Consider the following 20,244-nt stretch of genomic DNA (forward strand, 5'->3'; position numbering starts at 1 on the left):
GCACGCCACCGACACGGGCCGGCACTCCCGCCGGGGACCCCGCATGACCGACACGCACTGCCCGTACTGCGCACTGCAATGCGCACAGAGCCTGTCGCGAGACGAATCCGACGGCGGAGAGGTCACCGCTGAGCACGTCGTGGTCGGGCCGCGCCCGTTCCCCACCAGTGCTGGCGGCATGTGCCAGAAGGGGTGGACAAGTGCCGAGCTGTTGACGGTGCCTGACCGAATCACGGTGCCGCTGCGGCGCGTCGGGAACGGGTTCGAGGAGGTCGAGTGGGATGTCGCCCTCGACGACATCGCGGCACGGGTGCGCGCCATCGGCGAGAGGGATGGATCGGACGCCGTCGCGGTGTTCGGCGGCGGAGGGCTGACGAACGAGAAGGCCTATCAGCTGGGCAAGTTCGCCCGGCTGGCGTTGCGCACCCGCAACATCGACTACAACGGCCGGTTCTGCATGTCGTCCGCCGCGGCGGCAGCCAACCGCACACTCGGCATCGACAGGGGCTTGCCTTTCCCGCTGACCGACCTCGTGGACGCCGACGTGGTGATGCTGTTCGGCAGCAATCTTGCCGACACGATGCCACCCGCGGTCCAGCACCTCGGGCAGGTTCGCGGGCGAGGTGGGCTGGTCGTGGTCGACCCGCGCCGCAGTGCCACGGCCCGGCTGACAGGGGAGGGGGCTGGCGAGCACGTGCAGCTCGTCCCCGGGTCCGACCTGGTGCTGGTGCTCGGCCTGGTGCACATCGTGTTCGCCGAGGGCCTGGCCGACGTCGACTACCTGGCGGCCCGGGTCGACGGGGTCGAGGCCGTGCGTCGCAGCGTCTCAGAGTGGTGGCCCGAGCGCGTTGCCGCAACGACAGGGGTGCCGGAGACCCAGCTGCGCCGCATCGCTCGCGCCCTGGCAGACGCCAGCCCGCACCGTGGTGGCCGGGGTGCCTTCCTGCTGACCGGGCGCGGTTCGGAGCAGCATGTCAACGGCACCGACACCGTCACCGCGATCATCAACCTCGCTCTCGTGCTGGGTCTCGTCGGAGCCGATCGTGGCGGATACGGTGCGATCACCGGGCAGGGCAACGGCCAAGGCGGCCGTGAGCACGGGCAGAAGGCAGATCAGCTCCCCGGCTACCGGATGATCGACGACCCGGCGGCACGCAAGCACGTGGCCGCGGTGTGGGGTGTTGACCCGGCTCTGATCCCCGGCCCGGGCGTCCCGGCGGTGGAGCTGCTGACGGGCCTCGCGACGCCGGGTGGGCCGCGAGCGCTCTTCGTGCACGGCAGCAACGTCGTCGTCAGCGCGCCCGACGCTGATGTCGTCCGGCGCCGGCTCCAAGCCCTCGACCTGCTCGTCGTCTGCGACTTCGTACCCTCCGAGACCGCCATGCTCGCCGACTACGTCCTGCCGGTCACGCAGTGGGCCGAGGAGGAGGGCACCATGACGGGCCTCGAGGGCCGAGTCCTGCGACGACGCAAGGCCATCGACGCGCCCCCGGGCGTGCGCTCGGAGCTCGAGATATTTGCGGCACTCGCCGCTCGACTCGACGCGCCGGGAACCTGGTCGATCGAGCCCCGCGAGGTCTACGACGAGCTCCGGCGCGCCAGTGCCGGCGGTCGTGCTGACTATGCAGGCATCTCGTACGACCGGCTCGACGCCGGAGAGGCGCTCTACTGGCCGTGCCCCACCGACGACCATCCCGGCACGCCGCGGCTGTTCGCCGAGTCGTTCCCCACCCCGACGGGGAGGGCAAACATGGTGGCGGTGCGAGTGGTCGAGCCTGACGATGTTCTGCGCGAAGAAGCGCCGGTCTGGCTCGTGACCGGCAGGGTCCTGCAGCACTATCAGTCCGGCGCACAGACGCGGCGAGTGGTCAGGCTGAACGACTCCATGCCGCGTGCGCACGTCGAGATCCACCCGTCGCTGGCCGACCGTCTCGGCATCGAGGGAGTGGAGGACATCCGCATCACCTCCGAGCGCGGGTCGATGGTGGCGCAGGCGCGGATCAGTCCTGACATCCGCCCCGACACGGTGTTCGTCCCGTTCCACTTCGCCGACGGCTTGGTCAACGCGGTGACGAACGCCGCCACCGACCCTGTGTCGGGCATGCCGGCGTTCAAAGTGTGCGCCGCGCAGATCGTGCGGGCCGCCCGGTGAAGGTCGTCGTGGTGGGAGCCGGGATGGTCGGCAACCGCTTCGCGGACGAGCTGGGGCGCCTTGCGCCGCACATCGACGTGGACCTGCTCGGTGAGGAGGCGTACGAGCCGTACAACCGGGTCATGCTGACCGAGCTCATCGCCGGCCGCATCGACCTCGCGGGCCTGACCCTGCCGACGCCGGACAGCGGTCGCGTGCGGGTTCGCGCAGGCGTCCGTGCGACGGAGATCGACCGCGATCGCCGTGTCGTCGTGACTGCCGACGGCGACTTCGCCTATGACATCCTCGTGCTGGCCACCGGTGCGCACGCACGGGTCGTACCGGTGCCGGGGCTGCGGGACGGGCTCCCGCGTGGTGCCTACGTCGTCCGCCGTCTGGATGACGCCCGCGACATCGCGGCTGCGACCCTGAACGCACATCGAGCCGTCGTGATCGGCGCTGGGCCGCTCGGCCTCGAGACGGCCTGCGCATTGCGTCACCGAGGGGTCGGGGTCACGCTCGTGGCGGCGTCGACGCTGCTCAGTCGTGACCTCGACGTGGAGGTGGCTGGCGTCGTGGCCGACCAGGCGGTAGCGCTCGGGATCGACGTGGTGACCGAGGCAGAAATCGCATCGGTGGGTGTGCGCGAAGGCCGGGTCGATGCGGTCCATCTCGCCAACGGTCGAAGCATTCCAGCTGAGATCCTCGTGCTGGCATGTGGATCCGCTCCGGCCACGACGCTGGCGGCCGAGGCCGGGCTCGAGACCAATGTCGGCATCGTCGTCGGCGCTGACCTGCGCACGGCCGTCGACCCCTCGATCTGCGCCATCGGCGACTGCGCCGAGACCCTCGCCGGGGTGAGTGGTCTCGTGGCACCCGGATGGGCGCAGGCCCGGGCGCTCGCAGGCAGCATCGCGCACGACCGGCGGGTGGACCTCCCACCCGTCGCCGGCTCCGCGATGCGACTCAAGGCCGTGGGCATGAGTGTCGTGACGATCGGCGTACGCGCCTCGACGGCCGGCCCGATCGACAGGGTTGTCGTCCTCGCCGATCGGAGTGCTCGCCGGCACATCGAGATCGTCACTCGAGGTGACACCCTCGTCGGGGTGACGTGCGTGGGAGCGCCCGACCTCGCCGCACACCTCTCGACGCAGCTCGATCGGCCAGGTATGCTCCCGGCCGATCCGATCCACCTGCTGATGGGCACCTCGGGGATGCCTGTTCCCGAGAGCAACTCACCAACGACGATGCCGATGTCGACAACCGTCTGCCGGTGCAACGGCGTGACCAAGGGCGATCTTGTCCACGCGTGGGACGAGGGCGCCACGACGGTCGAGTCGCTCGCCACCTCGACGCTCGCGACCACGGGCTGTGGTGGTTGCACCAAGCTCGTGGGGGGGATCATCGACTGGTTGCGGGTCAGCGACCCGCCCTCACAGCATGAGGGCTCAGATCGTGAGACAACTGTTCCTCAGTGGTAACACGGAGATGTCCCCGCTGACATCTACTGTTCCTACCGTTCATGGCATGACTCCCAAGAAAAAGCTCGCCGTCGTCGGGGCGGGCATGGTCGCGCACCGGCTGGTCGAGGCCCTCGTCGAGCGCGGCGCCGACGAGGACTGGGACATCGAGGTCTTCGGCGACGAGACTCGCCCGCCCTACGATCGGGTGGCCCTGACGTCGTTCTTCTCCGACCGTGACCCGGAAGACCTGCTACTGGGCGACGGTGGGTTGTGGCGACGCCCGGGCGTGCGGCTGTACCGCGGCTCGATCGTGAGCCGCATCGATCGTGAGGCCCGCCAGGTCCACGCTCGAGGCACGACGTTCGACTACGACCAGCTGGTCCTGGCGACGGGGTCGTACGCCACGGTTCCTCCCGTCGAGGGTTCTGACCTTCCGGGCACGTTCGTCTACCGCACCGTGGACGACGTCGCCGAGCTTCGCGCGTGGGTCATCGATCGGGAGGCGGCGCTGGGCCGCAGGGTCAGCGGGGTCGTCGTGGGCGGCGGACTCCTGGGGCTGGGGGCGGCCGGGGCCCTGACCGCGCTCGGCGCTGACACGACGGTCGTCGAGTTCGCCGACTGGTTGATGCCGCTGCAGGTCGACCGTGCTGGTGGCGCTGCGTTGCGCCGCATCATCGAGCAGATGGGCGTCACGGTCCGAACGTCCACGGCGACATCGAAGCTCCGCGCAGGGCGCGACGGCAAGATCGCCCGCATGCAGTTCGCTGACGGCGAGCGAGTCCGCGCCGACGTCGTGGTCTTCGCGACCGGCGTCCGCCCGCGTGACGAGCTCGCCCGTGAAGCAGGTCTCGAGCTGGCCGATCGTGGGGGAGTAGTCGCCGATGAGGGCTGCCGCACGAGCGACGAGTCGATCTACGCGATCGGGGAGGTCGCGCACGTCGCAGGCCGGCTGTGGGGACTCGTCGGGCCGGGGTACACGATGGCGGAGGTCGTGGCCGACCGGTTGCTCGGCGGAACCGCAGCCTTCCGTGGGGCCGACCTCTCGACCAAGCTCAAGCTGCTCGGGGTCGACGTCGCGAGCTTCGGCGACGCGTTCGCCAGTGCCATCGGCAGCCTCGAGGTCGTGTATGCCGACCCGACCGCCGGTGTCTACAAGAAGCTCGTGATGAGTGACGACGCGAAGACTCTCCTCGGCGGCATGCTCGTGGGTGACGCCAGTGCGTACACGAACCTTCGACCCATGCTCGGCCGCACGCTCGGCAGCGATCCGACCGGCTGGCTGCTGCCTGAGGGCATCGAGGCGCCATCGGGCTCCGGGTTGCCCGACGAGGCGAATGTCTGCTCGTGCAACGGCGTGTCGGCAGGTGCGATCCGGTGCGCGGTGACCGAGCAGGGATGCACCGACCTCGCCGGGGTCAAGGCGTGCACCCGGGCAGGCACGAGCTGCGGCTCCTGCGTCGCGTTGGTCAAGAAGCTCGTCGACACCCAGCTTTCCGAGGCCGGCATCGAGGTCAGCACCGCATTGTGCGAGCACTTCGCCTTCACCCGCGCCCAGCTGTTCGACATCGTCCGGGTCAGCCAGATCTCGACCTTCACCGAGCTCGTCAAGCAGCACGGGAGCGGACGTGGTTGCGACATCTGCCGCCCCGTCGCGGCGTCGATCCTGTCGACGCTCGGCAAGGGACACGTTCTCGACGGCGAGAACGCCGCTCTTCAGGACACCAACGACCACGTCATGGCCAACCTGCAGAAGGACGGAACCTACTCCGTCGTCCCACGGATCCCCGGGGGAGAGGTCACCCCGGCGGGACTCATCGCGATCGGTCAGGTGGCCTCCGACTTCGGGCTCTACACCAAGATCACGGGCGGCCAGCGGATCGACCTCTTCGGCGCACGCATCGAGCAGCTCCCTGAGATCTGGCGCCGGCTGGTGCGTGCGGGATTCGAGTCCGGGCACGCGTACGGCAAGTCGCTGCGCACCGTGAAATCGTGCGTAGGTCAGTCATGGTGCCGGTACGGCGTGCAGGACTCGACGAGCCTCGCGATCGACCTCGAGCTCCGCTACCGCGGCCTGCGCTCACCGCACAAGATCAAGCTGGGAGTCTCCGGGTGCGCGCGTGAGTGTGCTGAGGCCCGCAGCAAGGACGTCGGGGTCATCGCGACCGACAATGGCTGGAACATGTACGTCGGCGGCAACGGTGGTTTCACGCCGCGGCACGCGCAGCTGTTCGCCGAGGACCTCAGCACCAACGAGCTCGTCCGAGCCATCGACAGATTTCTGATGTACTACATTCGCACGGCCGATCGGTTGCAGCGCACGGCTCCGTGGCTCGAGTCGATCGAGGGCGGGATCGACGCGGTGCGGGCCGTTGTCCTCGACGACAGCCTCGGCATCGGTGCAGATCTCGATGCGGCGGTCGCGGAGCATGTCGACTCCTACAAGGACGAGTGGGCTGCGACACTGGCTGATGACAGGAAGCTGGAGCGGTTCGCCTCATTCGTCAATGCTCCACAGACGCCCGATCCCGACCTCGTCTACGTCCAGGAACGCGGCCAGCGACGCCCGGCAGACGAGGCCGAGCGCGCCGTGCTGATCGCGGGGTCACATCTCCCGGTTCGCGAGAAAGAGGTGGGTCATGTCTGAGTGGCATTTTGCGTGTGCGTTCGACGACCTCGTCCCCGATCGTGGCGCGGCGGTGCTCCTCGACGGCCACCAGATAGCGCTCTTCCGGCTCAGCGAGTCTGACGACGTCCACGCGGTCGATCACCTCGACCCGTTCAGCCGTGCCAACGTCATGGCCAGGGGCCTCGTCGGCAGCCGCCAGGGCACGGCCACCGTTGCCTCGCCCATGCACAAGCAGGCGTTCGACCTGACGACCGGCCGATGCCTCGACGGCCCAGACGTGTCGCTCCGGGTGTGGCCTGCCCGCGTCGTCGACGGATTGGTCGAGATCTTGCTCGAGCCGGAGATCGGCGCGGCATGAGCACTCTCGGGCCGGTGCTCGCGGGGACGCAGATCCTCGTCACGGCGCAGCGTCGCGCCGGAGACCTCTCGCTTGCCCTTGAACGTCGTGGCGCCACGGTCACGACAGCCGCCTCCCTCGGGGTCGAGTCGCACATCGACGAGGACACGCTGCTCGCCCAGACGCGACAGATGATCGCCACCGGCGTCGACATCGTCATCGTGACGACGGGCATCGGTTTCCGAGGGTGGCTGGACACCGCTGAGACGGCAGGCCTCGGCCACGACCTGGTCGAGGCGCTCCGTTCGATGCGGCTGATCGCCCGCGGTCCCAAGGCCCGGGGTGCGATCCAGGCTGCGGGACTGGTCCCGGACTGGGTCGCCGAGTCGGAGACCTCCGCCGAGATCGCTGAATTCCTTGCGAGCGAGGGCGTGCGGGGGAAGTCGATCGCCGTCCAGCACCACGGCGCCGGCGGCGATGGACTAGAGACACGTCTCGCCGCTGCGGGGGGTCGGCCGTTCGGCCTCATCGTCTACCGCTGGGGGTCGCCCCCTGACCCCGATGCTGTCGAACGTTCTGTGCGCGACGCGGCCGCCGGTTCCTTCGACTCCGTCGTCTTCACCTCAGCCCCGGGGTCGGCCGCGTGGTTGAGCGTCGTCGATGGAGCGGGCGTCGTCGACGATCTGCGACGACTCGAGAAGGACAGCCGGCTGGTCCTGGCGGCAGTCGGTCCGGTCACCGCCGATCCGCTGCGGGCGGCCGGCTTCGATCCGTTGTTGCCTGACCGGGCGCGTCTCGGCGCGCTGGTCCGGTCGCTGGTGATGCACCTCGGAGACGCGTCCGACAACGTCCACACCAGCGCCGGATGCCTGCGAGTGCGCGCCACGGCGGCGACGCTCGACCACGAGATCCTGTCGGTCTCCCCGAGCGGTCTGGCGATTCTCCGTGCGCTCGCCAGCGAGCCGGGCATCGTCCGTTCACGCGAGGAGCTGCTTGCCGTGCTGCCCGGGGGGTCGGACGACCCGCACTCTGCCGAGGTGGCAGTCGCACGCCTTCGTGAAGCCGTCGGCAGGCCGATCGTCCAGACCGTCGTCAAGCGCGGGTACCGACTTGCCGTGAGTGAGCCGCAGGCATGACCATGACCCTCGTGGCCACGAGCCACGGCACAGGGGTGCACGCCGCGCAATGCGCGGTCCGCGCTCTCGTCGCGGCCGTGGGGGAGGCGTCGCCGCACCTCGATGTCCGGGAGGCGTTCGTGGACGTTCAGCGACCTCGGGTCGACACCGTGGTGGATGCGGTGGGTGGACTCGCGGTCGTGGTGCCGCTCCTGCTGACCCCGGGGTTCCATGTCCGCATCGACATCCAACGAGCAGCCGACCGACCGTGGGTTGCCGCCGCAAGACCACTGGGGACCGACAAGCGGATCATCGAGCTCCTGCACCGCAGGCTCGTCGCGAGCGGCGCCACCAGCGACGACGTCGTCGTCCTGGGTGCCGCCGGTTCGACGGATGCCGCGGCGTTGCAGAGTGTCGACACCACCGCACAGATGCTTGGCGCGGCATGGGGAGCACCGATTCCGGTCGGCTACCTCGGCGGCAAGGGCACGCCGATCGAAGAACTCATCGCCGCGGTCTCCCGCACGGGACGGCGGGTCGTGATCGCAAGCCATCTCCTGGCTCCCGGCTACTTCTACGATCGCCTGCTGGCCAGTGGCGCCGATGTCGTGTCAGGCCCCCTGCTCAGCGGCTCGACAGTCGATCCCGCCATGGTGTCGTTGGTTCTCGACCGGTTCTCGGAAGCCGCCCAGACGCTGGACCGAGCCGCCGCACCGCAGAGGTCCCACTCGTTCAGTCGGTGACCCGGCGCGCGCCGACAGTGACTCTCCGGCGTACCGGCGGGTGATGCGCGAGATGTAACCGAAGTGCGTCGCTGAGTTCATCGCCCTGAAACAGGTGACGCTGATGGTGGAGGTGCTGGTGGGGCGACCCGCGGCGACGGTCGGGGAGAGGTGGCGCATGCATCACCACGGCACCCCGCTACCGAGTCGCTCAGGAGTCGCCTTCGCAGTCCGACCTGGCTCCGCGGTTCACGCAACCGCGGAGCCGGGTGGGGCCCGCAGCACCATCAACCCCGGCCCAGCCCGGCGGCGATCGTGAACCGGACCCTCATCCTGTCCGCGCACGGCGCCGACTCCGCACGTGGACGGTCGTCCCATGCGGGGCTGATCAATGCCGTCCGTCGCGCGGCCCAGAACCTGGACATCGTCTCGGCCTTCGTCGACCTGCAGGTGCCCTCGATCGCGGACGTCGTGCGTAGGACCTCAGGGCCCCGCTTGATCGTCCCGCTCATGCTGACCCATGACCGTCCGGTCAGCGTCGACATTGTCCGGGCATCACACCTCGACGCGGCGGTGACCGTGTGCGCGCCGATCGGGCCTGACTGGGTCCTCGCAGAAATTGCCGTGCGTCGACTCTTCGAGGCGGGGGCGAGGTCCGACGACACGATAGTGCTGGCGGCCGCCACGACGATGGATGACCGGGCTGTGGCCGACATCGGCAAGGCGGCGCGGCTGCTGAGCGCCGTGTGGGGAGGCCGCGTGCACGTGGGAACACTCGGCGGACCCGACACCCCGCTGACGGACGCGGTCGACGTCGCTCGTGCCTACGGCCGGCGGGTCGTGGTGTCGACGTACGTGCTTGTCCCCGGGAGCATCCACGACAGCATCGGGGCGGCCGGCGCGGACGTCGTCACGGCACCACTGCTCGACGGTGGCCGGCCCGACTCCCGCCTCGTCGGCCTGGTCCTGGACCGTGTCCGGTCGCAGGCCGGCTGGATGCCCGTGGGCAACGAATCGGCACCCCGACTCGCGCACCAGTAGTGGCGACACAACACGCGTGGGGGCGGCAGATACTCACAAGTCTCGATCTGTCCTTTAGTCTTACGCCATGGCGACCCGAACGTCTTCCCCGCCGCGCAAGCGGCCGTCCGGCAGCCAGGCCCGCACGAAGTCGAATGCGAAAGGCACCTCCACCAGGAGGCGCAAGCCACAGGCGCGCAAGCCTGCAGCTCGCAAGCCCGCCGCACGACGAACGGGACCTGGTCCGATTGCTGCTGTCGTGAACGTGCTGCTGCGCGCCTCGACAGCGCTCTGGCTCGGCCTCGCTGGTGCCGTGGGCGCCGTCGCCCGCAGCATCGGTCACAGCGCCAGGGACCTCGACCCGGAGCAGCGCCGTGACGGCGTCGGCTTCGCTGTCATGGGGCTGGGCATCATCGTGGCCTCTGCCGTGTGGTGGGACATCCCCGGCGCGGTGGGCAACGCCATCCGCAAGATGGCGGCCGGCAGCGTCGGCATCCTCGCGTGGGCCGTGCCGATCCTGCTCGTCGTGATCGCCTGGCGCACGCTTCGCCACCCCGACCGCAACGGTCCCGCCGGTCGTCAGGTCATCGGCTGGAGTGCCATCAGCGGTGGCATTCTCGGCCTCGTGCATCTTGCGCACGACGTGCCGAGGCCCGGCGACCCCCAGGGGATGCGCGAAGCCGGCGGCGCTATCGGCTTCTTGTTCTCGGCAGTGCTGATCGACCTCTTGAAGAGTCCCTATGTCGTGGCGCCCTTGCTGACGCTGGTGGGCGTCTTCGGCCTGCTCGTCGTGACGAACACGCCCGTCTACGCCGTGCCCGCACGCCTGCGCGAGGTGCGCGACAAGGCGCTCGGCCGCTCTGCGGACGAGCCTGCCGCCGACGTCCCCGCGAAGCGCAAGCACCCCCGTACCAGCGCGGCACCGACGAAGGACGACGAACCGTACGACAACCCCCTTGTCGACGGTCCCGACGAGGACCGTCAGGTTCCCGCGCGCGTCTTCGAGCCGGAGCCCGACGACGAGCCGGCGGTACTTCCGCCGATCGAGCCGATCCCGGAACGCGCTGAGCAGCTGGCGCTGTCCGGCGACGTCGTCTACTCCCTGCCCAACAGCACCATGCTGCGCGAGGGCTCGCCGCACAAGGCACGGTCCAAGGCGTCCGACGAGGTCGTCGAGCGCCTCACCGAGGTGCTCGATCAGTTCCAGATCGACGCCTCCGTCACGGGATACACCCGCGGCCCCACGGTCACGCGCTACGAGGTCGAGCTCGGCCCCGCCGTCAAGGTCGAGAAGGTCACCGCGCTGTCACGCAACATCTCGTACGCCGTGGCGTCCAACGAAGTGCGTATCCTCTCGCCGATTCCCGGCAAGTCCGCGATCGGTGTCGAGATCCCCAACATCGACAAGGAGATGGTCTCGCTCGGCGACGTGCTGAAGTCGGTCAAGGCGCGCAGCGACCACCATCCCATGGTCATCGGCCTCGGCAAGGACGTCGAGGGCGGCTATGTCGTGGCGAACCTCGCGAAGATGCCGCACCTGCTCGTCGCTGGCGCCACGGGCTCGGGCAAGTCGAGCTTCGTGAACTCGATGATCGCCTCGATCCTGATGCGTTCCACCCCCGAGGAGGTGCGGATGATCCTGGTCGACCCCAAACGCGTCGAGCTCACGGCCTACGAGGGCGTCCCGCACCTCATCACCCCGATCATCACGAACCCCAAGAAGGCCGCCGAGGCGCTGCAGTGGGTCGTGCGCGAGATGGACATGCGCTACGACGACCTCGCGAACTTCGGTTACCGGCACATCGACGACTTCAACAAGGCCGTGCGGGCCGGCAAGGTCCGCCTCCCGCCGGGCAGCGAACGGGTGCTCGCGCCGTACCCCTACCTGCTGGTCGTCGTCGACGAGCTCGCTGACCTGATGATGGTGGCGCCACGAGACGTCGAAGATTCCATCGTGAGAATCACCCAGCTCGCGAGAGCAGCCGGTATCCACCTGGTGTTGGCCACGCAGAGACCTTCCGTGGATGTCGTCACCGGCCTGATCAAGGCCAACGTGCCCAGCCGACTCGCCTTCGCGACGTCCTCGGTCACCGACAGCCGGGTCATCCTCGACCAGCCGGGCGCCGAGAAGCTCGTGGGGCAAGGCGACGGATTGTTCCTTCCCATGGGCCAGAACAAGGCCATGCGCATGCAGGGCGCCTGGATCACCGAGGCAGAGATCCACACGATCGTGGAGCACTGCAAGACGCAGCTGCAGCCCATCTACCGCGAGGACGTCACCGTCGCGCCGGTCGCCAAGCGCGAGATCGACAATGACATCGGCGACGACATGGACCTCGTCCTGCAGGCCATCGAGCTCTGCGTCACGACGCAGTTCGGTTCGACGTCGATGCTGCAGCGCAAGCTGCGCGTGGGTTTCGCCAAGGCTGGTCGCCTGATGGACATCCTCGAGAGCCGAGGCATCGTCGGTCCGAGCGAGGGCTCCAAGGCCCGCGATGTGCTGATCAAGGCCGATGACCTCGAGCAGGTCCTCGCCAGCATCCAGATCGGCTGACCAGCTGATGCCAGATCCCTTCGAGATACGCCGACGCACGGGCCTGTACGCCGCCCTCGGGCTGCTGTGCCTCATCCTCGCCGCCGGGTTCGGCTGGCTGGCGTACCGCCGCGACGAACCGGTGTTCTGGGCGCCCGCGACGGTGCTCATCCTGATTGCCCTCACGCACCTGAGTGGCCTCCGCGACTCACGCACTCCACTGTTCGTCGCTGACGACCACGGCGTGCGTATGCGGTCGCGCGAAGGATGGGTCGGACTGCTCTGGAGCGAGCTGGCCGAGATCCGTGTCGAGCGTCGTGTCGGCGTACGCCACGACCCGCGGATCAAGGTGGTCAGCAACGACGGCAGCCGGTTCTACACCGCTCCGCTGGGCCTGGGCACCGATGTCTCGCCGGCCGAGGCCGAGGTCCAGTTGGCGCGCCGCCGCTCTGCTGCCGCATACTGAATCGTTGGTCCTCGCGCCACCGAGAGGGAGTCATGGAAGCGGCAACTGCGCCGAGCAACTTCAACATCGCGAACGCCCTGACGGTGCTTCGCATCGCGGGTGTCCCGCTGTTCGGGTGGCTCCTGCTCACCCAGGACGGGCAGTCGACGGGCTACCGGGTCGCTGCCTGGGTGGCCTTCATGCTGTTGATGATCACCGACAAGATCGACGGTGACCTGGCGCGCAAGCACAACCTCGTCACCAACTTCGGCAAGTTGGCCGACCCCATCGCCGACAAGGCCCTCACCGGCATGGCGTTCGTGGGTCTGGCGATCATCTTCGACAACTGGCTGTTCTGGACCGTCACGATCGTCGTCCTGGTGCGCGAGTGGGGCATCACCCTGATGCGTTCCGTCGTCAAGAAGTATGGCGTCATGCCGGCAGGTCAGGGGGGCAAGATCAAGACGACCCTGCAAGCCGTCGCCCTGGGTGGCTACCTCCTTCCGTTCGAGATCTGGGACAACACCCCGAGCGACATCCTGCGCGTGATCACGCACCTGCTGATGGCCGCCGCGGTGGCCATCACGATCAGCACCGCCGTGCAATACGTTCGCGACGCCCGCACGTTGCGTGACGACTCGAGGGCCGCGACCAAGAGGGATGCTGGTCGGTGAATGCCAGTGTTGCCCCATGTCAGTGCTGAGAAGTGACGCTGGCCGCTGAGGCCATCGACGCCCTCCGGACGGCCGGAGCCACCGTCGCCACGGCCGAGTCGCTCACCGGGGGACTGGTGTGTGCGTCGCTGGTCGATGTCCCCGGAGCGTCCGACGTCGTCCGCGGAGGCGTCGTCGCCTACGCCGCCGACGTCAAGATCGGGCTGCTGGGTGTCGACGCCTCGCTGATCGCCGAGAACGGTACGGTCGACGCTGGCGTGGCCGAACAGATGGCCCTCGGAGCGTGTCGAGTGACCTCATCCACCTACGGGCTGGCCACCACGGGAGTCGCCGGACCGGACGCCAGCGAGGGCAAGCCACCCGGCACGGTCCACGTCGCGATCGCCGGGCCCGGCGGGGTGCGATCGACTCTCCTCAACCTCGTCGGCGACCGCGACACCATCCGCAGGCTGACGGTCGACGCGCTGTTGTCTGAACTGGTCGCTAGGCTGGGGGAAGAATCCCGCTCGGCGCGGGGTTGAAGAACATGAGGCAGCTCACATCTGCCGATCATGTCGGCCGACGATCACAGGCCGGTCGAACGTCACACCACTTGCCAGGACACAAGCTCTACCCGGATGGAGGCACCCGATGACCGCGATGCGTCAGCTGGTCGGCGAGGTGCTCCGCGAGCGTCGGGTGTCCCAAGGCCTCACGCTGCGCGACGTGTCGGGCAAGGCGCGCATCAGCCTCGGTTACATCTCCGAGGTGGAACGGGGCCAGAAGGAAGCCAGCTCTGAGCTGCTCGCCGCCCTCGCCTCGGCACTGGACGTCCCGCTGTCCAAAGTCCTGCTCGACGTCAGCTCGCTGCTCAAGGTCGAAGAGGCTGCCGAGTCGTACCTCGCCAGCATCCCCTCCATCGCCCCGGGCGACGTGTCGGCATCAGCGGCCTGATCCGGCCCCAGTCCTGCCCTCGTGAAGCGCAGCCCAGATGAAGCACGGCTCAGATGAAGCACAGTGAGTTCTGGGTGCGCATGGACCAGCACCTCGGTTTCGCCTACGCGCGTGTGTGGGCGGGTCAACACGTGATGCGTGAGCTTGGCGGACGCACGGCGGCTGAGGCGCTCGAGCAGGGCGAACCTCCCAAGACCGTCTGGCGCGCCGTTCACGCCACCCTCGGTCTGCCCGCGTCCGAACGCTGATCCTGCCCGTCGGGCGGTGGGATGTGCGTGTCTGCAGGCGTGATTACTCGTCGCGGACAACAAAAGTGTGGGAACGCTCCCAAAACTGTTGACTCCTGGTGTGACCCACTTCATACTCGTGGGAACGCTCCCACGGGGGGAGCAGTAGAGGAAGGTTCGACGTGAATCGCACACAGCGCATCACCGCTCTCGCGGCATCAACCCTCGTGGTGGGAGCCCTTGCCGCCGGTTGCGGTTCCGGTAGCGGAGGCTCGGGCGGCGACGTGACCCTACGGGTCAATCTGTTCGGCCAGTTCGGTTACAAGGCCGTCTACCAGCAGTTCGAGAAGGCCCACCCGGGTGTCAAGATCGTCGAGACGGCCGAGGGCGACCTCGGCAAGTACAACACCAAGCTGAGCCAGCAGATCGCGGCAAACTCGGGCGCCGGCGACGTTGTCGCCATCGAAGAGGGCCAGACCGTCAACTTCCTGCAGAGCGCGGACAAGTTCGTCAACCTGCAGGATCACGGTTCGAACGAACTCAAGGCCAACTACCTTCCCTTCGTCTCTAACGCGACCACGACGGCCGACGGCAAGACCACGATCGGCCTCGGCACCGATGTCGGGGGGCTTGCCATGTGCTATCGCCGCGACTTGTTCGAGAAGGCCGGGCTTCCCACCGACCGCACCGAGGTCGCCAAGCTCTGGCCGACGTGGGACGACTTCATCGCCACGGGTGAGAAGTTCCAGACCGGAATAGGCGACAAGAAGGTGCACTTCGTCGACGCCGCGACCAACACGTTCAACTCGATCCTGATGCAGGGCGGCGACACGACCTACTTCGACCGCGACAACAAGCTGATCGTCGACTCCAACCCGGCGGTCAAGGGAGCGTGGGACGAAGCCAACAAGATGATCTCGGCACACCTCACGGCCAAGCTGGTCGCCTTCTCCGATGAGTGGAATGCCGGCTTCAAGAACGGGTCGTTCGCCACCGTCGCGTGCCCGGCGTGGATGACCGGCTACATCAAGGGCCAGGCCGGCGACAGCTCGAAGGGCAAGTGGGACATCGCCACGGTGCCCGGCGGGGGAGGCAACTGGGGAGGCTCCTGGCTGGCAGTGCCCAAGTCGAGCAAGCACCAGAAGGAATCCCTCGAGCTGATCAAGTTCCTGTCGGGCAAGGAGGGGCAGATGGGTGCCTTCGAGAGCGAGGGCCGGCTCCCGTCGCTGCCCGCCCTCTACGACACCCCCGCGTTGAAGGAAGCGACCAACCCCTACTTCAACGACGCGCCGACCGGACAGCTGTTCGTGGCCGGGGCGAAGAACCTGAAGCCGGTCTACCTCGGCGCCAAGAACGTCCCCGTCCGCGATGCGTTCGAGAATGTCCTGCGCAGCGTCGAGAACGGTCAGCGGTCCGACACCGAGGGCTGGTCGACCGCGGTCAAGGCGGCTGAGAAAGCGGCGAAGTAGCGAACGCCGCTCGGCACCACCCCACCGGACCCCGGTGCCTGCGCTCGTCCTCAAGCGGGTGCAGGCACCGGATCGACGAGGAGAGTTCTGTTGAAAACTCGCGACCGACTCAGCAAGGCTGAGGTTCGCTTCGCCCCGTACGCCTTCGTGTCACCGTTCTTCCTGGTGTTCGCAGTGTTCGGGCTGTTCCCACTGGTCTACACCGCGTGGGTCTCCACCCACGACTGGAGCCTGCTGGCCGGCGACCAAGGGTTCGTGGGCCTGGCCAACTACCGCGAGCTGATGCAGGACCAGGACTTCTGGCGAGCCTTGGTCAACACCGTCGGCATCTTCGTGCTGGCCACCATCCCGCAGCTCACGATCGCCACGGTGCTGGCACAGGTCCTCAACAGCCGCCTCCGGGGCCGGACATTCTGGCGCATGGGGGTGCTCCTGCCCAATGTCACCTCGGTGGCGGCGGTGGGCATCATCTTCGGGCTCATCTTCGCCCGCGACTACGGCATCGTGAACTGGGCGCTCGGGCACGTCGGCCTCGACCACCCGATCGACTGGCAGGGCCACCGTTGGTCGTCCTGGTTGGCCATCTCGGTCATGGTCGACTGGCGGTGGACGGGCTACAACGCCCTGATCCTGCTGGCGTCGCTCCAGTCGGTGCCGAAAGACTTGTACGAGGCCGCGCGCATCGACGGCGCCTCTTCCTGGCGACAGTTCTGGACCATCACCGTCCCGATGCTGCGGCCGACCATCATCTTCGTGACGATCATCGCGACGATCGGCGGTATCCAGCTGTTCACCGAACCACTGCTGTTCGGCTCGGGCGTCAACGCCATTGCCGGCGGCTCGACCGGCCAGTTCCAGACCGTGGCGATGTACCTCGTGCAGCAGGCCTTCACAGGCCAGCGATTCGGGTACGCGTCCACCATCGCGTGGGTGCTGTTCGTCCTGATCGCGATCTTCGCGCTCATCAACGTGCTGCTCCTGCGACGTATCAAGTCGGCGAGCTGACATGAGGCTGCACAAGAACTGGATGCTCTACGTCGCGCTCACCGCGACGGTGCTCCTCTCCGCTGCCCCCCTGTACTTCATGCTCGTCATGGCGTCGCGCATGAACGACGAGATCGTGTCGTTGCCGCCACCGCTGAGTCTCGGCGCGCAGCTCGTCAGCAATCTCGACCGGGTGTTCTCCAACCCCGACGTGCTGTTCGGGCAGGCACTGATCAACAGCGCGCTGGTGGCGTCGGTCGCCACGATCTGCGTCGTTGTCAGCTCGTCGCTGGCGGGGTTCGCCTTCGCCAAGCTCAAGTTCCGCGGGCGCAACGTCATGCTGCTGTTCGTCATCGGCACCATGATGGTGCCGGTGCAGCTCGGGCTCATCCCGCTCTACATGCTGATGGGAAAGCTCGGGCTGTCCGGGGGGCTGGGGTCGGTGACACTGCCGTTCGTGGTGGCCGGTTTCGGCGTTTTCATGATGCGTCAGTTCGCTGAGCAGGCGATCCCCGACGAGATGATCGAGGCGGCCCGGGTCGACGGTGCGTCGACCTTCCGCATCTTCTTCAGCATCGTGTTCCCGGCGCTGCGTCCGGCGGCCGCGGTGCTGGGCCTGCTGACGTTCATGGAGCGTTGGAACGACTTCCTCTGGCCTTACCTCACCCTCGACGCGGAGCACCCCACGGTGCAGATCGCGCTGTCGCGGTTGTCCAGCGGCTACTACTCCGACCAGTCCCTCATCATGGCGGGCACCCTCCTGGGGACAGTGCCGCTCGTCCTTGTCTTTGTCGTGTTCGGCCGCCAGATCATCGGCGGAATCATGGAAGGTGGGCTCAAGGCATGACTCTCGACCTCTCAGCATTTCCCGCAGACTTCAGCTGGGGCGCCGCCACCTCGGCTTATCAGATCGAGGGCGCCGTCGATGAGGATGGACGCACTCCTTCCATCTGGGACACCTTCGCAGCGACCCCTGGCCGCGTCGTCGCCGGCGAGACGGGTGCGGTGGCTGTCGACCACTACCACCGCTGGTCGGACGACGTCGACCTGATGGCCGGGCTCGGGCTCGGCGCCTACCGCTTCTCGGTGGCCTGGCCACGCGTGCAGCCCGACGGCGTCGGACTCGGCAATGCCGCGGGCATCGCTTTCTACGACCGGCTTGTCGATCGGCTCCTGGAGAAGGGCATCACGCCCTGGGCAACCCTCTACCACTGGGATCTGCCCGAGGTGCTCGAGCAGGCCGGCGGCTGGCCGTCACGCACGACCGCCTATGCATTCGCCGACTACGCCGGCATCGTCGCGGAGTCGCTCGGCGACAGGGTCAAGCACTGGATCACCCTCAACGAGCCGTGGTGCGCTGCCTTCCTCGGCTACGCCAGCGGCATCCACGCACCGGGCCGCACCGAGCCCGCCGCGGCTGTGGCTGCGTCGCACCACCTCATGCTCGGTCACGGGCTCGCCGTCGAAAGGCTGCGTGCGACGGTCCCTGACGCGCAGGTGGGCGTCACGGTCAACCTCTACCCGGTGGTGCCCATCGACGACTCCGGCCGCCACGACGACGCGGTGCGCCGCGTCGACGGGCTGATGAACCGGTGGTTCCTCGACCCGCTTCTGCAAGGCAGCTATCCCCAGGACGTCCTCGCCGACCTCGCACCCGTCACCGATGCGGCGTTCATCCTGGACGAGGACCTTGCCGCCATCTGCCAGCCGCTCGACTTCCTCGGCGTCAACTACTACACCCGCCACGTGGTGGGTGCTGGCCTGTGGCCGGGGTCGTCCGAGGTGCGGTTCCAGCTCGAGAACGGCATGCCCAAGACGGCTACCGGCTGGGACGTCGACCCCGACGGCCTCGTCGAGATCCTCGCCCAGGTGCAGCGCGACTATGCGCCGATCCCGATCTACATCACTGAGAACGGCGCGGCGTTCGACGACGGCACCGTCGTCGACGGCGTCGTGCGCGACGCCGACCGGGTCGACTTCCTCGACCGGCACCTGCAGGCTGTGGCGACGATGCGGCAGCGAGGCCTCGACGTGCGGGGCTACTTCGCGTGGTCGCTGATGGACAACTACGAGTGGGCGGAGGGCTACGGCAAGCGTTTCGGCATCGTCCACGTCGACTACGACACGCAGGTGCGCACCCCCAAGGACAGCGCGCGTTGGTACGCCTCCGTCATCCGGGCTCATCGAGACGCGACAATGACAGGATGAACGTGCTGGGAGGACGGCCGACCCTCGAGGAGGTCGCTGCCCACGCGGGCGTCGGCCGCGGCACAGCATCACGCGTCATCAACGGGTCGCCGCAGGTCTCTGAGCGCACTCGCGAGGCGGTGCTGCGTGCGGTCGAGGAGCTCGGCTACGTGCCCAACCAGGCTGCCCGGTCCCTCGTCACCCGTCGCACCGGCACGGTCGCCCTGGTCATCGCGGAGTCCGACGAGCGCATCTTCGGCGAGCCGTTCTTCGCCGGGGTCGTCCGGGGCATCTCCTCGACCCTCAACGACGCCCAACGGCAGCTTGTCCTGTCCCTGGTGCAGAGCAGCGATCAGGCCATACGGCTCGGCGCCTACCTCAACTCCCAGCATGTCGACGGCGTCCTCCTGCTGTCGGTGCACGACGACGGCGCATACTCCCTCGACCTCGGATCGCGGGGCGTGCCGATGGTGCTCGGCGGACGGTCGGCGCTCTGGTCCGACGCCTCGTTCGTCGACGTCGACAACCGCGATGGCGCACGTCAGGCCGTGAGGCACCTGGTGGCAACCGGCCGCCGCACCATCGCCACGATCACCGGCCCCCAGGCGATGGCCTCCGGCCGCGACCGGCTCGACGGCTACACCGCAGCGATCGTCGAGAGCGGGCTGGCACTGGACACGTCGCTCGTCGTCGAGGGCGACTTCAGCGAGGTCAGCGGATGGGCGGCGATGGAAGACCTCCTCGACCGACACCCCGATGTCGACGGCGTCTTCGCCGCGAGCGACCTGATGGCCATGGGCGCGCTTCGGTCGCTGAGAGCACGCGGACGTCGGGTGCCCCACGACGTCGGCGTCGTGGGGTTCGACGGCACCCCGGCCTCAGAGACCACCGACCCGCCGCTGACGACCGTGCACCAACCCCTCACGAGGCTGGGTCAGGAGATGGCGGCGATGCTGCTGCGACAGATCGATGCCGACGAGCCCACCAAGGAGCACTTGGTGCTGCCCGTCGACCTCCTCGTGCGGGGGAGCACCGTGCCGGCAGAAAGGTGAAAGCTCGGGCTCGGGAAGTCTCGGCGTGTCGCACCGCATCGAACAGGTGTTCGTATTATTCTCGTGCACAGGTTGGACGTCAGAAGGACAACATCCACAGACGGGTCGATGAGGCCCACATATGTCTGAGGGTTCTTCTAACGTCGTCGATGACCGGCCACCCACGAGCAGAAACGGAACCACCATGGCACAGCCCAACAGCTCCCTCGCGACCGACAAGGACAAAGGCAAGTCCCTCGAGAACGCGATGGCACAGATTGACCGCGCCCACGGCAAGGGTGCCGTCATGCGACTGGGCGACCAGGCCCGCGCCCCCATCGAGGTCA

At 68.0% G+C, this 20,244-nt stretch carries 18 protein-coding genes and 1 pseudogene; all 19 read left to right on the plus strand.

The window, feature by feature from the left end:
- The first annotated feature begins 43 nt into the window (after positions 1–43).
- Positions 44–2,152: a molybdopterin oxidoreductase family protein gene (locus tag H7290_RS06525; RefSeq protein ID WP_290513213.1), complete on the plus strand. Its 2,109-nt coding sequence runs from the start codon at positions 44–46 to the stop codon at positions 2,150–2,152.
- A complete protein-coding gene (locus H7290_RS06530) occupies positions 2,149–3,612 on the plus strand; it encodes an FAD-dependent oxidoreductase (protein ID WP_290513214.1) in 1,464 nt (487 codons plus the stop codon). The genes H7290_RS06525 and H7290_RS06530 overlap by 4 nt, the downstream gene beginning before the upstream one ends.
- Before the next feature lie 46 nt (positions 3,613–3,658).
- Positions 3,659–6,238, plus strand: coding sequence for a nitrite reductase large subunit NirB (gene nirB, locus H7290_RS06535; RefSeq protein WP_290513215.1), 2,580 nt, complete (start codon positions 3,659–3,661; stop codon positions 6,236–6,238).
- Positions 6,231–6,578 carry a nitrite reductase small subunit NirD gene (gene nirD, locus H7290_RS06540; RefSeq protein WP_290513216.1) on the plus strand — a complete coding sequence of 116 codons (348 nt, stop codon included), beginning with the start codon at positions 6,231–6,233 and terminating at the stop codon, positions 6,576–6,578. The genes nirB and nirD overlap by 8 nt, the downstream gene beginning before the upstream one ends.
- On the plus strand, positions 6,575–7,693 hold the full coding sequence (locus H7290_RS06545; protein WP_290513217.1) for a uroporphyrinogen-III synthase: 1,119 nt from the start codon (positions 6,575–6,577) through the stop codon (positions 7,691–7,693). Before nirD ends, H7290_RS06545 begins: the two co-directional genes overlap by 4 nt.
- On the plus strand, positions 7,690–8,415 hold the full coding sequence (locus H7290_RS06550) for a sirohydrochlorin chelatase (RefSeq protein ID WP_290513218.1): 726 nt from the start codon (positions 7,690–7,692) through the stop codon (positions 8,413–8,415). The genes H7290_RS06545 and H7290_RS06550 overlap by 4 nt, the downstream gene beginning before the upstream one ends.
- A gap of 294 nt (positions 8,416–8,709) precedes the next feature.
- Positions 8,710–9,435, plus strand: coding sequence for a hypothetical protein (locus H7290_RS06555; protein ID WP_290513219.1), 726 nt, complete (start codon positions 8,710–8,712; stop codon positions 9,433–9,435).
- Positions 9,436–9,502: 67 nt separating this feature from the next.
- Positions 9,503–11,968: a DNA translocase FtsK gene (locus H7290_RS06560; RefSeq protein ID WP_290513220.1), complete on the plus strand. Its 2,466-nt coding sequence runs from the start codon at positions 9,503–9,505 to the stop codon at positions 11,966–11,968.
- Between the two features lie 7 nt (positions 11,969–11,975).
- A complete protein-coding gene (locus H7290_RS06565) occupies positions 11,976–12,413 on the plus strand; it encodes a hypothetical protein (RefSeq protein ID WP_290513221.1) in 438 nt (145 codons plus the stop codon).
- 32 nt (positions 12,414–12,445) lie between these two features.
- Positions 12,446–13,066, plus strand: coding sequence for a CDP-diacylglycerol--glycerol-3-phosphate 3-phosphatidyltransferase (gene pgsA / locus H7290_RS06570; RefSeq protein ID WP_290513222.1), 621 nt, complete (start codon positions 12,446–12,448; stop codon positions 13,064–13,066).
- A gap of 32 nt (positions 13,067–13,098) precedes the next feature.
- Complete coding sequence (locus H7290_RS06575) at positions 13,099–13,587, plus strand: CinA family protein (protein ID WP_290513223.1); 489 nt, start codon at positions 13,099–13,101, stop codon at positions 13,585–13,587.
- A 109-nt stretch (positions 13,588–13,696) separates the two neighbouring features.
- The gene (locus tag H7290_RS06580) at positions 13,697–13,999 is read left to right on the plus strand and encodes a helix-turn-helix transcriptional regulator (protein WP_290513224.1); all 303 of its coding nucleotides are present in this window, start codon (positions 13,697–13,699) and stop codon (positions 13,997–13,999) included.
- 53 nt (positions 14,000–14,052) lie between these two features.
- Complete coding sequence (locus H7290_RS06585) at positions 14,053–14,247, plus strand: DUF3046 domain-containing protein (RefSeq protein ID WP_290513225.1); 195 nt, start codon at positions 14,053–14,055, stop codon at positions 14,245–14,247.
- A gap of 161 nt (positions 14,248–14,408) precedes the next feature.
- A complete protein-coding gene (locus tag H7290_RS06590; RefSeq protein WP_290513226.1) occupies positions 14,409–15,695 on the plus strand; it encodes an extracellular solute-binding protein in 1,287 nt (428 codons plus the stop codon).
- A gap of 90 nt (positions 15,696–15,785) precedes the next feature.
- The gene (locus H7290_RS06595) at positions 15,786–16,700 is read left to right on the plus strand and encodes a carbohydrate ABC transporter permease (RefSeq protein WP_290513227.1); all 915 of its coding nucleotides are present in this window, start codon (positions 15,786–15,788) and stop codon (positions 16,698–16,700) included.
- 1 nt (position 16,701) lies between these two features.
- The gene (locus tag H7290_RS06600) at positions 16,702–17,526 is read left to right on the plus strand and encodes a carbohydrate ABC transporter permease (protein ID WP_290513228.1); all 825 of its coding nucleotides are present in this window, start codon (positions 16,702–16,704) and stop codon (positions 17,524–17,526) included.
- Positions 17,523–18,887, plus strand: a complete 1,365-nt coding sequence (locus H7290_RS06605) for a GH1 family beta-glucosidase (protein WP_290513229.1) — start codon at positions 17,523–17,525, stop codon at positions 18,885–18,887. The genes H7290_RS06600 and H7290_RS06605 overlap by 4 nt, the downstream gene beginning before the upstream one ends.
- Complete coding sequence (locus H7290_RS06610; RefSeq protein WP_290513230.1) at positions 18,884–19,918, plus strand: LacI family DNA-binding transcriptional regulator; 1,035 nt, start codon at positions 18,884–18,886, stop codon at positions 19,916–19,918. Before H7290_RS06605 ends, H7290_RS06610 begins: the two co-directional genes overlap by 4 nt.
- Before the next feature lie 184 nt (positions 19,919–20,102).
- Positions 20,103–20,244 (plus strand): annotated as a pseudogene (locus tag H7290_RS06615) (DNA recombination/repair protein RecA); the annotation flags it as partial.

Origin of the sequence: Aeromicrobium sp. (assembly GCF_014378035.1) — a bacterium.
Lineage (GTDB): Bacteria > Actinomycetota > Actinomycetes > Propionibacteriales > Nocardioidaceae > Aeromicrobium.

What these genes read in the sequence shown, in the direction of transcription:
- H7290_RS06545 (WP_290513217.1), top strand. Translation starts at nt 6,575, where the DNA reads ATGAGCACTCTCGGGCCGGTGCTCGCGGGGACGCAGATCCTCGTCACG.
- H7290_RS06605 (WP_290513229.1), top strand. Translation starts at nt 17,523, where the DNA reads ATGACTCTCGACCTCTCAGCATTTCCCGCAGACTTCAGCTGGGGCGCC.
- H7290_RS06580 (WP_290513224.1), top strand. Translation starts at nt 13,697, where the DNA reads ATGACCGCGATGCGTCAGCTGGTCGGCGAGGTGCTCCGCGAGCGTCGG.
- H7290_RS06565 (WP_290513221.1), top strand. Translation starts at nt 11,976, where the DNA reads ATGCCAGATCCCTTCGAGATACGCCGACGCACGGGCCTGTACGCCGCC.
- nirB (WP_290513215.1), top strand. Translation starts at nt 3,659, where the DNA reads ATGACTCCCAAGAAAAAGCTCGCCGTCGTCGGGGCGGGCATGGTCGCG.
- H7290_RS06610 (WP_290513230.1), top strand. Translation starts at nt 18,884, where the DNA reads ATGAACGTGCTGGGAGGACGGCCGACCCTCGAGGAGGTCGCTGCCCAC.
- H7290_RS06525 (WP_290513213.1), top strand. Translation starts at nt 44, where the DNA reads ATGACCGACACGCACTGCCCGTACTGCGCACTGCAATGCGCACAGAGC.
- H7290_RS06550 (WP_290513218.1), top strand. Translation starts at nt 7,690, where the DNA reads ATGACCATGACCCTCGTGGCCACGAGCCACGGCACAGGGGTGCACGCC.
- nirD (WP_290513216.1), top strand. Translation starts at nt 6,231, where the DNA reads ATGTCTGAGTGGCATTTTGCGTGTGCGTTCGACGACCTCGTCCCCGAT.
- H7290_RS06560 (WP_290513220.1), top strand. Translation starts at nt 9,503, where the DNA reads ATGGCGACCCGAACGTCTTCCCCGCCGCGCAAGCGGCCGTCCGGCAGC.
- pgsA (WP_290513222.1), top strand. Translation starts at nt 12,446, where the DNA reads ATGGAAGCGGCAACTGCGCCGAGCAACTTCAACATCGCGAACGCCCTG.
- H7290_RS06585 (WP_290513225.1), top strand. Translation starts at nt 14,053, where the DNA reads ATGAAGCACAGTGAGTTCTGGGTGCGCATGGACCAGCACCTCGGTTTC.
- H7290_RS06600 (WP_290513228.1), top strand. Translation starts at nt 16,702, where the DNA reads ATGAGGCTGCACAAGAACTGGATGCTCTACGTCGCGCTCACCGCGACG.